Source organism: Streptomyces sp. NPDC044061 (assembly GCF_056434305.1).
In genome coordinates this window covers 44,165-58,779 of sequence record NZ_JBWKFL010000030.1, presented here as the reverse complement: position 1 = coordinate 58,779, position 14,615 = coordinate 44,165, and the positions used below count along the sequence as shown (strand labels likewise).

The window sequence follows — 14,615 nt, the reverse complement described above, 5'->3', positions numbered from 1 at the left end:
GGCGCGGTGCCGACAGGCCCGTGAACTCAGAAGGCGGAGTTCACGAACCAGTGGGTCAGCAGTTGTTCGTCCCCTTCGTGGGCGAAGGCCTCCGACTCGTGGGACAGCCGGCCGTAGACGAGCAGGAGCAGGTCGGCCGCGGTGCCCCGGACGGTCGCGTCCGCCGTGTCCCCCGCGGGGTGGGTCGTGTCGAGCCCGAAGCCGTCGGGTCGCAGTCGCACGAGCCAGTCGTCGTCGCCGTCGGTGGCACGGAAGCGAATGGTCCGGTCGGGACCGCGCAGGTCGGCAACCTTGGGGGCGAAGAAGGTGGCGAAGGGCAGATTGACGAGGAACTCGTCGATCCCGTCGACTGCCACCGGGCGGTCGAACGTGGGGCTGAGGCCGAGGGCCAGCTCGGCGTCGGCCCGGTGCAGCAGGGTTTCGAAGAGCATCCGGCGCGCCCAGAAGCGGGCGTGCTGATCGACGCCCCACGCCCACATCGGCAGGTCCGGGTCGGTGGCAGCGAAGGCGTCCGCGGCCACGGTCGCGCTCTCGGCCAGCCAGTCGGCGTATCCGTCCTCGTGGTCCGGGAGCCGCAGGTCGACCTCACGCCTGCGCGGGGGTTCCTGGATGCGCGTCCGCAGCAGGACGGAGAACCAGCGCTGGACGCTGCCGGTGTGTTTGACCAGGTCCGCCAGGGTCCAGCCGGGGCAGCCGGGGACCGGTGTCGCCAGGTCGGTGTCCTTGACCGCTGCGACGAATCGCGCGGTTTCCACCGCGATCTGGTCGCGGTGGTCGACCGCGGGGCGGCCGGACGCGTGGCCGTCGGAGTCGGGGATCGTCATCGTGACCTGCCTTTCGGAAGGGGTGCGGGGCAGCTGTGCGGGTGGGTAAGGACGGCCGGGAGTGGCCGACCTTGCCGGGGCAGTCAGACGAGCTCGACACCGGATTCTGCCTTCGCGGCGGAATCCTGCTCCGCCGGGCCGGACTCCGCGACCTTCTTCAAGACGTGCGTACGCGGTGCGTGCGACGGCCTGATTCCGACGAGGGCAACGGCGACGACCAGGGCGAACGCCACACCGGCGATCACGAAGCTCAGCGTGAACTGGCTCTCCTGCGGCAGTGCGGGCATGCCCGCCGGAAGCGGAATGGTCTTCGACGCCAGCAGCGAGGTGATCACCGCGCTCGCGACGGCGCTGCCGACCGAGCGGGAGATGGAGTTGATGCCGTTGGCGATCCCGGACTGGTGGGCGGGGACGCTGGCCACGATGAGCGCGGGCATGGCGGCGTAGCCGAAGCTGATCGCCAGACCGATGACCATCCCCGCGCCGATCACCGAGGCGGTCGTGTCGTGCGCGACGCTCAGCCAGGTGAAGCCGAGCACTCCGAAGCAGGCACCGGCGGCCAGGGTGACGCGCGCGCCCAGCCTGCGCACCAGGACGCCGCCGAACTGGGCACCCACGAGCGAAACGAGGGTGGTCGGGAGCAGGTACACGACGGACGCCTCGAGAACGGAGGCGCCGAAGCCGTAGCCGGCGATGGCCTCGGGCATCTGGACGAGGTACGAGACGCCGATGAACTGGGCGAACATCGCGAAGCCCAGCAGCAGGCCGGCCAGGTTGGTGAAGAGAACGGGCCGGTGGGTGAACATCTTCATGTCGACCATCGGTTCCCTGACCCGGCTCTCGGTGAGGACCCACACGCCCACCATCACGACCGCCGCCGCGAAGGAGCCGAGCGTGCGGCCGGACGTCCAGCCCCACTCGTGCCCCTGCGAGACGGGCAGAAGCAGCAGCACCAGCAGAGCAGCAAGGGTGAGCGCACCCAGCAAGTCCGTCCGTCCTCCGGTCTTGGTCCGGGTGGCGGGCACCGCGAAGAGCACACCTGCCAGCGCCACCACCGCGAGCACGACGGCGAGCCAGAAGACCCGGTGATAGTCGGGGTCGGAGCCCCGGGTGAGGAGACCCGCGCCGACCAGCGCGAGCCCGCTGCCGAACGCGAGCGTGCCGCTGACCAGGGCCATGGCACCGTGCAGCCTCTCGGGCCTGATCTCCTCGCGCAGGATGGAGAGAGCGAGCGGGAAGATCGCGGTCGCCGCTCCCTGCATCACTCGGCCGACGATCAGCCAGGTCAGCGAGGTGGTGGTGGCGGCGAGCACCGAGCCGGCGATCATCACGAGCAGCACGCCGACGAGGGTGGGCTTCTTGCCGTGCTGGTCGCCGAAACGGCCGAGCAGGGGGGTGAAGACGGCGGCCGACAGGAGCGTGGCGGTGGTCACCCAGCTGACATTCGCCGTGGTGGCATGCAGATCGCTCTGGATGATCCCCAGGATCGGGACGACCAGGGTCTGCATCATCGAGACGACCATCGCGGCAAGCCCTAGCACCAGGACGACCGCGGTGTCCGATGGGTGCCGTCGGGCCGCCGTGTGCTGTTCGTGAGACACGGAATCTCTCTCCTGAGTGGGACTTCGGCGAACTACTTCAGTACATCGAAGCTTGAGAACTTCAAGTAATGGCGGAGACCGTAGCGACCAATACTTGAGATCGTCAAGTTTTCTGGCGTAGGGTGACGCTCATGACCGCACCCGCCCGCATCGAACCCGCCCAGCTCATGGAGCTGCTCTCGGTGTCGCTGGCCGCCTACTACGGCGATTTCACGGTCGCCGCCGCGAGTGAGAACCTCACGGCCAGCCAGGGCAAGACACTCAACGTGCTGCGCCGGGGGCCCGCCTCGATGAGCGTGCTGGCCACCACGCTGACCTGCGACGCCTCCAACATGACCGGGATCGTCGACCGGCTGGAGAAGCGCGGCCTGGTGCGCCGCGAGCCCAGCCCCTCCGATCGGCGCGTGAAGAACGTCCTGCTCACCGCCGAGGGCGAGCAGGTCATCGACGTGATCCGCGGCAAGATGCACAACACGCTCGCGGGCCTGAGCAGGCTCACCGAGCAGGAGCGGGACACCCTCTACGCCCTGCTGGAACGCGCCTTCACGGCGCCGCCCGCTGCCGCCTGACCCCGGCAGACCAGGCCTCTCCCCCGCGCAGTTCCCCGCCCCACGACTTGCGCCCCCAGGTCGGGGACCTGGGGGCGCCGGACCTCACCGTTCAGCCGTCAGCCGTCAGCCGTCAGTGGTCGCGGTGGCCCCGTGCGAACGGTTCGAAGGCGTGGCTGAAGTACCAGGTGTCCTGGGCGATCCCGGAGCAGGAGTTGGCGCCGGCGGTGCCGACGCAGCCACCGTTGTCGCGCTGGAGTGCCCAGAAGGAGAGGGTGTCGATCTTCTTGGCGACGGCCCACTTCTCGACCGTGACCGCGTTCTGTGTGGTGAAGGTTTCCTCGGGGCCGTAGTCGTCGATGCCGGGCATCTCGGTGACGCCGATCATGCCCCACAGCCTCGCCTGGCTCTTCTTCGGGTGGAGGGCGGCCAGTTGGTCGTGCAGGCCCGCGGCGGCGCTCTCGGTGTCGGCCGCCATGTCGTGCGTGACGCCGTCCCAGTAGTCGAAGGTCATGATGTTGACGACATCCACCCGGGCGTGGTTGTCGACGGCGTTCCGCAGCAGGGCCACACCGCTGGGCGCGAGGCCGGTGTTCGTCGTCGGGAGGGTGTAGGAGAACTGCAGGCTGCGGCCGGTGCGTTCGGCCCAGTGCTCGGCCTTCGCCATGGCCTTGTTGCGGCGGTCGATCCCGGCGGTGTTGTTGATGGAGTCGGCCTCCACGTCGAGGTCGATGCGCGTGACGCCGTATGTCTTGACGAGGCTCTCGTACACCGCGGCGATGGCGTCGACGTCCTCGCAACTGTCGGCCAGTTCGGTGCCGGTGGTGTCGGCGCCGTAGCCGCCGAAGGACGGGATGGCGTTGCCGCCGCGGGCCTGGATGGCGGCGATGTCGTCGCCGAAGGCCGCGCGGGAGATCGGCCGGGTCGGGTCGCCGTTCCAGTCCGCGGTGCACGATCCCGCCGTGGGCGTCTGCAGGAAGGCGAGCGTGAGGTACTTGTTCCCCGACTCGGCGGCGAGGGCGGCGGGGCTCTCCCCGGTCCAGGTCTCGACGTACGGCGCCGTCACGTGTGCGGGCATGGGCTCGGTGGCGTGCGAGCGTGCCGGCTCCGAGGCGTGCGCTCCGCCCGCCCCGAGAGCAACCAGTGTGGCAGACAAGGCAGTTGCCGTTGCGCCGGACAGCAGTGCATACAGAGACCCAGACCGTCTCATTGACGCTCCCATGGCGAAATCGGCCTCCGGCCGGAGGCGAACAGCGACCATGGTTGGACTAGACCAATTACCTGTCAAGGTTCTTTACGGTTAACTGACCCGGGAGTTGTGGCGATGCCGCCGTCGTTGCGGGAGTGCGGCAGAGCGCCACGAGGCCCTCGACGCTATTGACCGGCCATCAGACGGGAACACCGAGCGGGAAGTTCACCAACAGGTCCGTCTCGAAGCCGACACACACGCCGCGCACGATCTCCTCCATACGCTCAAGGCACCGGTCGGCGAACACCTCTGCAAACGGCCCGAAGATCAGATGACGCCGCGGATCGCCGCTTCGAACCCTGCCACGTGTCCCGCGGCCAGGTCCGAAGCCTTGTCCGCGTCGCCGTCGATGATCGCGCGCAGCAAGGGCCCGTGCTCGTGCACATGGCCGGCGAGGCCCGGCAGCCGGTCGAGGAACAGGCACCAGATCCGTGTGGCCAGGTTGTCGTACCTGATCAGGGTGTCCTCGAGGTAGGGGTTCCGGGTCGCGGCGTAGATGGCGCGGTGCACGGTCATGTCGAGCCGGATCAGGTCCGTGCCGGCGTCGGAGGCGTCCGCCAGCTGCGCCAGCAGCCGGTCGAGGTCGGCTCGGTCACCCTCGCCGGCGCGTTGCGCCGCGATGCTCGCGGCGAGGGGTTCGAGCTGCTCGCGGACTTCCGAGATGTGTCCGAGGTCGGCGATCTGCACCTCGGTGGCGAAGGTTCCGCGCCGCGGGTAGGCGACGATGAGACGCTCGTGCTCCAGTCGCTTGAGGGCCTCACGGACGGGAGTGCGCCCGAAGCCGAGCTCGGCGGCGATCCGCTCGTCGTTGATGGGCTCCCCAGGGCGGATCCGGAGGGTCACCAGACGGTCCGAGATGGAGCGATAGGCCTGGTCGGCCAGCGTTCCGCTCCCCTGACCAGCGACGGTCGACGCAGTCATCCGCAACCCTCCCTTGACGCGGCCCGTTCCGTGCTCTTAGCGTATCGCAACAGCAGGTTGATATATCAGTCGTCTTCCAGACGCTCCCCAGGGAGTTCTCATGACTGTCCCCACCAGCCGGCGAGCGGCCCGACACGGGGTTCTCAGCGCTCAGCTCAACGACTTCGACCCGGAGATCGCCACGGCGATCGACGCGGAACTGGCTCGGCAGCGCGACACCCTGGAGATGATCGCGAGCGAGAACTTCGCGCCGCTCGCGGTGATGCAGGCCCAGGGCTCGGTACTGACCAACAAGTACGCCGAGGGCTACCCGGGGCGCCGCTACTACGGCGGCTGCGAGCACGTCGACACCGTCGAGCAGCTCGCGATCGACCGCGTCAAGCAGTTGTTCGGAGCCGAAGCCGCCAACGTGCAGCCCCACTCCGGCGCGCAGGCCAACGCGGCTGTCATGGCCGCCCTGCTGCAGCCCGGCGACACGATTCTCGGGCTGGACCTGGCTCACGGCGGCCACCTCACCCACGGCATGCGGATCAACTTCTCCGGGCGCCTGTACAAGGTGGCCGCTTATCGCGTGAGCGAACACGACCACCGCATCGACATGGAGCAGGTACGCAAACTCGCCCACGAGCACCGGCCGAAGCTGATCGTGGCCGGCTGGTCGGCCTACCCCCGCCACCTCGACTTCGCGGAGTTCCGCCGCATCGCGGACGAGGTCGGCGCTCACCTGATGGTCGACATGGCCCACTTCGCGGGCCTGGTCGCCGCCGGTCTCCACCCGTCCCCGGTACCTCACGCGCATGTGGTGACCACCACCACCCACAAGACGCTCGGCGGCCCCCGCGGTGGCGTGATCCTTTCCACCGCCGAACTCGCCAAGAAGATCAACTCCGCGGTCTTCCCGGGCCAGCAGGGCGGCCCCCTCGAACACGTCATCGCGGCGAAGGCCGTGGCCTTCAAGATGGCCGCCCAGCCCGAGTTCGCGGACCGTCAGCGCCGCACCCTCCGAGGAGCGGCGATCCTGGCCGAGCGGCTGCTGGCCGAGGACACGAAGGCGGCCGGAGTCAGCGTGCTGACCGGGGGCACCGATGTGCACCTGGTGCTGGTGGACCTGCGCCACTCCGCACTCGACGGCCAACAGGCCGAGGACCGGCTGCACCGGATCGGCATCACGGTCAACCGCAATGCCGTCCCCTTCGACCCCCGCCCGCCCATGGTCAGCTCCGGTGTCCGCATCGGCACGCCGGCCCTGGCCGCCCGCGGCTTCGGCGCCGAGGAGTTCACGGAGGTCGCCGACATCATCGCCACGGCTCTCCTGCCCGGCTTCGACGACCAGGTCGCCGCCGAGCTGCGCCGACGCGTCGAGGTCCTGACCGAACGCTTCCCGCTGTACCCCGTCGATCCGCAGCTCGCGGCCCAGGAGTCCGATCAGTGATGCACCCGCGCGACACCGCTCCGGCCACGCCCGGAGACGTCCTGCCCGACCACCCCGACTTCCTGTGGCGCAACCCGGACCCCAAGCCGTCCTACGACGTCGTCATCGTCGGCGGTGGCGGACACGGCCTGGCCACCGCCTACTACCTGGCCAAGAATCACGGCATCACCAATGTCGCGGTCCTGGAGAAGGGATGGCTCGCGGGCGGCAACATGGCCCGCAACACCACCATCATCCGCTCCAACTACCTCTGGGACGAGAGCTCCGGCATCTACGAGCACTCGCTGAAGCTGTGGGAGACCCTCGAGGAAGACCTCGACCACCCCATCCTCTTCAGCCAGCGCGGCGTGCTGAACCTCGCCCACAGCCTGCAGGACATCCGCGACAGCAAGCGTCGTGTCTATGCCAACCAGCTCAACGGCATCGACGCCGAGTGGCTGGAGCCGGACGAGGTCGCCAAGGTCTGCCCCATCGTCAACATCTCGCCCGACGTGCGCTATCCGGTGCTCGGCGCCACCTACCAGCCGCGCGCGGGCATCGCCAAGCACGACTACGTGGCCTGGGGCTTCGCCCGCCGGGCCAACGACTACGGCATCGACCTGATCCAGGACTGCGAGGTCACCGGCCTCGACATCCACGACGGACGCGTGCGAGGCGTGCGCACCACGCGCGGCCCCATCGCCGCCGGGAAGGTCGCGCTCGCCGCCGCGGGGCACTCCTCCGTGCTGGCCTCCATGGCCGGCCTGCGGCTGCCACTGCAGAGCCATCCCCTGCAGGCCCTGGTCTCGGAACTGCTCGAACCGGTGCACCCGACGGTGGTGATGTCGAACGCGGTGCACGTGTACGTCTCCCAGGCGCACAAGGGTGAGCTGGTCATGGGCGCCGGCATCGACAGCTACAACGGCTACGGTCAGCGCGGCGCGTTCCACATCCTGGAGCGCCAGATGGCCGCGGCGCTGGAACTCTTCCCCGTCTTCGCGCGCGCCCACATGCTGCGCACCTGGGCCGGGATCGTCGATGTCACCCCGGACGCCTCCCCCATCGTGGGACTCACCCCCGTCGAGAACCTCTACCTCAACTCCGGCTGGGGCACCGGCGGTTTCAAGGCCACACCGGGCGTCGGCTGGTGCTACGCGCACACCGTCGCCACCGGCGAACCCCACCCCTACAACGCGCCCTTCACCCTGTCCAGGTTCGTCACCGGCGCCCTGGTCGACGAGCACGGCGCGGCCGCCGTCGCGCACTGAGGAGATCGACATGCAGCTCATAGCCTGCCCCTGGTGCGGTGAGCGCGAGGAAATCGAATTCCACTACGGCGGTCAGGCACATGTCGCCTACCCCGACGACGCCTACGCGCTCGATGACGAGCAGTGGGCCCAGTACGTCTTCTTCCGCGACAACCCCAAGGGCCCGTTCGCCGAGCGGTGGGTACACGCGGCCGGCTGCCGGCGCTGGTTCAACGCCCTGCGCGACACCGTCACCCACGAGTTCCTCGCGGTCTACGGCACCCGCGCCAAGCAGCCCTCCCTCACGAGCACCGCACCCGCCGCGCGGCAGCGCGAAGGCCAGGAGACCAGCCGATGAACAAGCCGTTCCGTGCCCGCGGCCACGGTCACATCGACCGCGACACGACGCTCTCCTTCACCTTCGACGGCACCACCTACACCGGGCACCCCGGCGACACCCTCGCCTCGGCCCTGCTGGCCAACGGTGTCCACCACGTGGCCGACAGCATCAAGTACGGGCGGCCGCGCGGCGTTCTGGCCGCCGGCGTCGAAGAGCCCAACGCGCTCGTGCAGATCGAGGCCCCCTTCCCCGAGCCCATGCTCACGGCCACCACCGTGGAGCTGTACGAGGGCCTCGTCGCACGGGGTCTGTCCGGCCAGGGCCGGCTGAGCAGCGAGCCGGACTCGGCCCGCTACGACACCATGCACGCCCACTGCGACCTCCTGGTCGTCGGCGCGGGCCCGGCGGGACTGGCCACCACCCTGGCGGCCGCCCGGGCCGGAGCCCGCGTGATACTCGTCGACGAGCTCCCGCAGCCCGGCGGATCGCTGCTCGGCAGCCGGGAACTGCTCGACGGCGCTCCGGCGACCGCGTGGGTCGGCGATGTCATCGCGGAACTCGACAGCTGCGACGACGTACAGGTGCTGCGGCGTACCACCGCCTTCGGTCACTACGACGACGGACTGGTCCTGGCCCTGGAGAAGCGGACGGACCACCTCGGTGCCGCGGCGCCCGCCCACATCTCGCGGCAGCGGATCTGGCGCATCCGGGCCAAGCAGGTCGTCCATGCCACCGGCGCCTACGAACGTCCGGTCGCCTTCGACGACAACGACCGCCCCGGCATCATGCTGGCCGGTTCGGCGCGCACCTACCTCAACCGCTTCGGCGTACTGCCCGGGCAGCGGGCCGTCGTGTTCACCACGAACGACAGCGCCTATCCGGCAGCACTCGAACTGGCCGACGCGGGCGTGCGGATCGCCGCGGTGATCGACGCTCGCGAGGACGTACCGGAGCACTGGCGCACCGCATGCGCCGAACGCGGGATCGGCGTACGCGCCGGCCATGTCGTCACCGGCACCAGCGGCACCCGACGCGTCTCGCGCGCCCACGTCGCCGCCTTCGGCCAGGAGCGCCTCGGCGACCGGCACGGCATCGACTGCGATCTGCTGCTGGTCTCCGGCGGCTGGAACCCCGCGGTGGCTCTGTTCAGCCAGGCCCGCGGCACCCTGCGCTACGACCCCGGAGCCGGAGCCTTCGTACCCGCACAGGCGCTGCACAGCGTCCGTACGGCGGGGTCGGCCGGCGGCACGTTCACCCTGTCCGGCTGTCTCGCCGACGGCGTGGACGCCGCCTGGCAGGCCCTGTCGGCCATCGGCAGGACCGGCCGGATGATCAGCCTGCCGACCACCGTCCCGCTTCCGGACGCAGCGGCCACCCGAGTGCTCTGGCGGGTCCCGAGCCCGCAGGACACCCAGGACGGTACGCACCAGTTCGTCGACCTGCAGCGCGACGCCCTCGTCTCCGACGTGCTGCGGGCCACCGGGGCGGGGCTGCGGTCGGTGGAGCACGTCAAGCGCTACACCACGATCGGCACCGCCCACGACCAGGGCCGTACATCGGGCGTGATGACCTCGGGCATCGTCGCCGAGGCGCTCGGGGTGGACGTGGCCGACCTCGGCACCACGCGCTTCCGGCCGCCCGCCGTGCCGGTCGCGTTCGCCGCACTCGCGGGCCGCAACCGCGGGGAACTGTTCGATCCGGTCCGGGTGACCGCACTGCACCCGTGGCACGTCGAGCACGGCGCCCTGTTCGAGAACGTCGGCCAGTGGAAGCGCCCCTGGTACTACCCCCGGGCGGGCGAGTCCATGGAGGAGGCCGTGCTGCGCGAGTGCCGGGCCGCCCGCACCGGTGTCGCGATGATGGACGGCTCCACGCTCGGCAAGATCGATGTGCAGGGCCCGGACGCCGGTGCACTGCTCGACCGGCTCTACACGAACATGATGAGCACCCTCAAGGTGGGACGGATTCGCTACGGCGTGATGTGCGGCGTCGACGGCATGGCCATCGACGACGGCACCGTGATCCGGGTGGCCGAGCAGGAGTTCCTGCTGACCACGACCACCGGCAACGCGGCCAAGGTCCTCGAATGGATGGAGGAGTGGCTGCAGACGGAGTGGCCCGACCTGCGCGTGCACCTCACCTCCGTCACCGAGCACTGGGTGACGATCCCCCTGGTCGGCCCCCGCTCCCGCGACGTGCTGGCCCTGGTGGCTCCGGGCCTGGACGTCGGCAACGACGCGTTCCCCTTCATGTCCTGGCAGGACGCCACGGTCGCCGGCGTATCGGCGCGCGTGTGCCGCATCAGCTTCTCCGGTGAACTCGCCTACGAGATCAACGTGCCCGCCTGGTACGGCATCACCGTGTGGCAGGCCCTCCTCGCCGCCGGCGACACGTTCGGCATCACCGCGTACGGCACCGAGACGATGCACGTGCTGCGCGCCGAGAAGGCCTACCCGATCATCGGGCAGGACACCGACGGCACCGTCACCCCGCAGGACCTCGGCATGTCGTGGGTCGTGTCGAAGAAGAAGGCGGACTTCATCGGCAAGCGGTCCTTCACCCGCGCTGAGAACCAGCGCGCCGACCGCAAGCAGCTGGTGGGCCTGCTGCCGGCCGACGAGCGGGTCGTGCTGCCCGAAGGCGCCCAGATCATCGCCACCAGCACCGTTCCGGAGCCACCGGTACCCATGCTGGGCCATGTCACCTCCAGCTACCGAAGTGACGCCCTGCAGCGGACGTTCGCACTAGCTCTGGTGCGCTCGGGAACCCAGCGCATCGGTGACACCCTCTACGTCCCGCTGGACGGCCGTACCGTCCCGGTGACCGTGACCGACCCCGTGCTCTTCGACAAGGAGGGAGCTCGCCGTGACGGTTGAGACGCCCGCTCGCTTCAGTCCCCTGGCCGCGTGGCAGGACGGCTTCGCCCAGCTGCCGACCGGGCTGCAGGTGCGCGAACTGCCCTTCCTGACCCAGCTGGCCCTTCGGCTGGAGCCCGGCAGTGCCGTGGCCGGGGCCGTCGAGTCCGCACTGGACATCACACTGCCGGACCCCCTGCGTGCCGAGATGTCGGGCGACGTCAAGGCGTTGTGGACGGGCCCGGGCGAATGGCTGCTGGTGGCTCCCGACGGCCGTCGGCAGGAACTTCTCGCGCTGCTGCGGTCCGCCATCGGTGACGACGACTTCGCGACCGTCACGGACGTCTCGGCACAGCGCACCACGCTGGCCCTCTCCGGGCACCTCGTCCGCAACGTGCTGGCCCAGGGCTGTGCCATGGACCTGGATCCGCGGGTGACACCCGTCGGCTCCTGTCTGACCACACTGCTCGCGCAGGCTCCGGTCACCCTGGTGGTGCGGGGGGAAGGAGCATCCGGCGTCTGGCTGCTGGTCCGCGCCTCGTTCGCGTCCTACCTGGCCACCTGGCTGCTCGACGCCTGCACGGAATACCGGGAAAGCGCCCGCAACGTCGTGGAGTGCTGAGGAGCCCACCATGAAGAACGAGTTCGTCCTCACCCTCAGCTGCCCCGAGCGCCCCGGCATCCTGCACGCCGTGACGTCGTTCCTCCTCCGGCACGGGTGCGACATCACCGAGCACCAGCAGTTCGACGACGCCGACCACGGCAGCGTGTTCCTGCGCACCGGCTTTGCCATGGCCGACGCCGAAATCACTGTGGAGAGTCTGCGGGAGACCTTCGCACCGGTGGCCGCCGAGTTCGGAATGGGGTGGCAGCTCCGGGACGCTGCGGTCAGGCCCCGGGTGCTGGTGATGGTGTCGAGGTTCGACCACTGCCTGGCCGACCTGCTCTACCGCTGGCGGAGCGACGCTCTGGACGCCGAGATCGTCCTGGTCGCCTCCAACCATCCGGACCTCCGGCCGCTGGCCGCGGCCGAGGGCGTGCCGTTCGAGCACATTCCGGTCTCGGCCGACACCAAGCCGCAGGCGGAAGCCCGGCTGCTGGCTCTGGTGGAGGAACACCGCATCGATCTCGTCGTGCTCGCCCGCTACATGCAGGTGCTCTCGGACGACCTGTGCAAGCGGCTGGAAGGCCGGGCCATCAACATCCACCACTCCTTCCTGCCGAGCTTCGCCGGAGCCAAGCCCTATCACCAGGCCCACCGCCGCGGGGTGAAACTCGTCGGCGCGACCGCCCACTACGTCACCGCCGACCTGGACGAAGGACCGATCATCGAGCAGGAGATCATCCGCGTCGATCACCGAGCCGGCCCCGACCGGCTCGTCACCGTCGGCCGCGACGCCGAACGCCTGGCTCTGGCCCGCGCCGTCAACTGGCACTGCCAGGGCCGTGTCCTGATCCACGGCAACCGGACCGTGGTCTTCAGCTGAGCCGGGCCCTCCCGGCCCCCGGGGCGGCCGTCAGCAACGTGTCGAGCACCGAGTCCATGTAGCGCCTGCCTTCCTCGCCGGCCGGAAGGGTCTCCGGCACCGCGTGCGCCAGCTGCGTGTGGCCGAGGTAGCCGGTGTAGGCGAGCAGCCCACGGCGGTGCGCATCGTCCGGCGGGAAGCCCAGTTCGGCGAAGAGCTGCGCCAGGTAGCCGACCCGGCGCTCCGTCACCCGGCGCAGGACGGCGGCCACTCGGGGGTGCCCGGCCGAGGCCGGCAGGGAGACTTCCAGCGTGTCTTCGGCGCCCAGTCCGTGCGCCTCGGTGAAGAGCCTGCGCAGCCTCGTCTCCGGATCCGGCTCGGACGCCAGACCGGCGATGATCGCCTCGGTGGACTTCTGCTCCCAGCGGTCGAGCGCGGCCTCGATCAGCGCCTCACGGTTGGCGAAGTGCCAGTAGAAGCTGCCCTTGGTGGTGCCCAGTCGAGCGGCGAGCGGCTCGACGGCGACCGCCGGGAGACCGCCCTCGCCCATCGCCGACAGGGCCGCGTCCGCCCAGTCCTGTGCGGTGAGCCGCTTCCGTCCGCCTTCGCCAGGAGCCCCGCCATGCCGTCGAACCATGACCATACGCTACCGTATGGTCAACAACATACGGCACCGTATGGAGGCCCGCCATGAGCAGGTTCCGCACGATCCGCAACGTCCACGAGCGCACCGTCGAGGCTCCCGCACAGGCCGTCGGCGCCCTGCTCGACCGGATCGGCTCGCCAGACGACCCGATCTGGCCCGCGCCGGCCTGGCACCCGATGCGCTTCGACCGCCCCTTGGGCGTGGGCGCGGACGGCGGCCACGGCTTCGTCCGCTACCGCGTCACCGCGTACGAGCCCGGCCGCCGCGCCCGCTTCGACTTCAATCCGCCCATGAACGGACACCACGAGTTCGTCGTCGAGCCGCTGGGCCGAGACCGCTGCCGGGTGCGCCACGTACTGGAACTGGAGCGCCGCGGACGGATGATGCCGGTCTGGGCCCTGGCAGTGCGCTGGATGCACGACACGGTTGTCGAGGAGCTCTTCGACAACATCGAGCGGGCCACCGCCGGGACCGTGCACAGCCCGGTCCGATGGTCGCCGTGGGTCCGGCTGCTGCACCGGCTGACCTGGGAGAGGGCCACCGGCGGCGATCTCCCGGACGGCGCCCGTCTGGCCCGTGCCGCCTTCGAGGAGACCCATTACAGCGACGCGTGGCGGCTGAGCCTGCGTCCCGGGATGCCCCGGGACACCGAGCCCTGGCGGGACGTCCTGCGCGGGGCGTCCTTCCCGGTGGTGGGCCGCGAGGGCGGCGAGCTGCTGCTGGGCGAGGACGCCGGACACCTGGACTTCCGCGCCTCGATCCACGTCGACGACCGCCAGGTCACGCTCAGCACGGTCGTGAGGTTCCACAACTGGCGCGGCAGGCTCTACTGGGCCGCGGTCAAGCGCGTCCACCCCTTCATGGCCCGCCACATGCTCCGTCGCATCCACCGCCGGCTGGCCCTGTCGGCCCCCTCGGCGGCCGAACGCGCACGGAGGGCATCCATGCCCTCCGTGCCACAGGGGAGTTGAGCCGGCGTCGGCACAACTCCCCCGGATCCGTCGGACACCTGGGCCGGCACCCGGGTGATCAGTACTTCTTCGCCCCGGCCAGGATCGCCTCCCGGATGCGGTGGTACGTTCCGCAGCGGCAGACGTTGCGGATCTCGTCGAGGTCGGCCTCGCTGATCTCCCGCCCTTCCTCGCGGGCCTGGCGGACCTTGGCGACGGCGGTCATGATCTGGCCGGGCTGGCAGTAGCCGCACTGGGCGACGTCGTACTCCAGCCAGGCCTCCTGCATCGGGTGCAACGGCTTGCCGACGGTGGCGGGCAGGCCTTCGATGGTGGTGACCTCGTCGTCGGGGCCGATGTCCTTCACCGGTACCGAACAGGGGTTGAACGCCTTGCCGTTGATGTGGCTGGTGCAGGCCTGGCAGACACCGAGCCCGCAGCCGTACTTCGGTCCGGTGACGCCCAGGACGTCCCGGAGCACCCACAGCAGCCGTACGTCGTCCTCGATGTCCACCGTCACGGCCTTGCCGTTGAGGATGAAGGTGTGTTCGGGCACG

Annotated in this window: 14 protein-coding genes; 8 read left to right on the top strand and 6 right to left on the bottom strand. The window is 70.0% G+C overall.

The features are described 5' to 3' along the window. Nucleotides 1–26: 26 nt before the first annotated feature. Nucleotides 27–824 (bottom strand): maleylpyruvate isomerase family mycothiol-dependent enzyme, encoded by a 798-nt coding sequence (locus AC07CM_RS36260; RefSeq protein WP_478880742.1) that lies wholly within the window; start codon nt 822–824, stop codon nt 27–29. Between the two features lie 83 nt (nt 825–907). Further along, nucleotides 908–2,425, bottom strand: coding sequence for an MFS transporter (locus AC07CM_RS36255; protein WP_478880741.1), 1,518 nt, complete (start codon nt 2,423–2,425; stop codon nt 908–910). 131 nt (nt 2,426–2,556) lie between these two features. Between AC07CM_RS36255 and AC07CM_RS36250 the strand changes: the two genes are divergently transcribed. After that, complete coding sequence (locus AC07CM_RS36250; protein WP_478880740.1) at nt 2,557–2,994, top strand: MarR family winged helix-turn-helix transcriptional regulator; 438 nt, start codon at nt 2,557–2,559, stop codon at nt 2,992–2,994. Between the two features lie 112 nt (nt 2,995–3,106). Here AC07CM_RS36250 and AC07CM_RS36245 read toward each other — a convergent pair whose 3' ends face one another. Further along, nucleotides 3,107–4,051, bottom strand: coding sequence for a chitinase (locus AC07CM_RS36245; RefSeq protein ID WP_478880739.1), 945 nt, complete (start codon nt 4,049–4,051; stop codon nt 3,107–3,109). Nucleotides 4,052–4,489: 438 nt separating this feature from the next. Then, complete coding sequence (locus tag AC07CM_RS36240) at nt 4,490–5,143, bottom strand: GntR family transcriptional regulator (RefSeq protein WP_478880738.1); 654 nt, start codon at nt 5,141–5,143, stop codon at nt 4,490–4,492. A 100-nt stretch (nt 5,144–5,243) separates the two neighbouring features. On the opposite strand from AC07CM_RS36240, the gene glyA reads away from it, so the two are divergent. Genes glyA through purU form a run of 6 tightly spaced genes read left to right on the top strand, consistent with a single transcriptional unit; the run spans nt 5,244 to nt 12,483 of the window. Further along, a complete protein-coding gene (gene glyA / locus AC07CM_RS36235) occupies nt 5,244–6,575 on the top strand; it encodes a serine hydroxymethyltransferase (protein ID WP_478880737.1) in 1,332 nt (443 codons plus the stop codon). Beyond that, complete coding sequence (locus AC07CM_RS36230) at nt 6,575–7,822, top strand: sarcosine oxidase subunit beta family protein (RefSeq protein WP_478880736.1); 1,248 nt, start codon at nt 6,575–6,577, stop codon at nt 7,820–7,822. Before glyA ends, AC07CM_RS36230 begins: the two co-directional genes overlap by 1 nt. Before the next feature lie 10 nt (nt 7,823–7,832). Further along, a complete protein-coding gene (locus tag AC07CM_RS36225) occupies nt 7,833–8,159 on the top strand; it encodes a sarcosine oxidase subunit delta (RefSeq protein WP_478880735.1) in 327 nt (108 codons plus the stop codon). Further along, entirely contained in the window at nt 8,156–11,017 is a 2,862-nt protein-coding gene (locus tag AC07CM_RS36220) for a 2Fe-2S iron-sulfur cluster-binding protein (protein WP_478880734.1), read from the top strand. The genes AC07CM_RS36225 and AC07CM_RS36220 overlap by 4 nt, the downstream gene beginning before the upstream one ends. Then, nucleotides 11,007–11,618: a sarcosine oxidase subunit gamma gene (locus tag AC07CM_RS36215; RefSeq protein WP_478880733.1), complete on the top strand. Its 612-nt coding sequence runs from the start codon at nt 11,007–11,009 to the stop codon at nt 11,616–11,618. The genes AC07CM_RS36220 and AC07CM_RS36215 overlap by 11 nt, the downstream gene beginning before the upstream one ends. Nucleotides 11,619–11,628: 10 nt before the next feature. After that, nucleotides 11,629–12,483, top strand: a complete 855-nt coding sequence (gene purU / locus AC07CM_RS36210) for a formyltetrahydrofolate deformylase (protein WP_478880732.1) — start codon at nt 11,629–11,631, stop codon at nt 12,481–12,483. On the opposite strand, the gene AC07CM_RS36205 is transcribed toward purU, so the two are convergent. After that, nucleotides 12,476–13,099 (bottom strand): TetR/AcrR family transcriptional regulator, encoded by a 624-nt coding sequence (locus AC07CM_RS36205; RefSeq protein WP_478880731.1) that lies wholly within the window; start codon nt 13,097–13,099, stop codon nt 12,476–12,478. The two genes, purU and AC07CM_RS36205, sit on opposite strands and share 8 nt — an antisense overlap. Before the next feature lie 53 nt (nt 13,100–13,152). On the opposite strand from AC07CM_RS36205, the gene AC07CM_RS36200 reads away from it, so the two are divergent. Next, nucleotides 13,153–14,079, top strand: a complete 927-nt coding sequence (locus tag AC07CM_RS36200; protein WP_478880730.1) for a DUF2867 domain-containing protein — start codon at nt 13,153–13,155, stop codon at nt 14,077–14,079. Nucleotides 14,080–14,137: 58 nt separating this feature from the next. Here AC07CM_RS36200 and AC07CM_RS36195 read toward each other — a convergent pair whose 3' ends face one another. Beyond that, complete coding sequence (locus tag AC07CM_RS36195; RefSeq protein ID WP_478880729.1) at nt 14,138–14,614, bottom strand: (2Fe-2S)-binding protein; 477 nt, start codon at nt 14,612–14,614, stop codon at nt 14,138–14,140. Nucleotide 14,615: the final 1 nt, after the last annotated feature.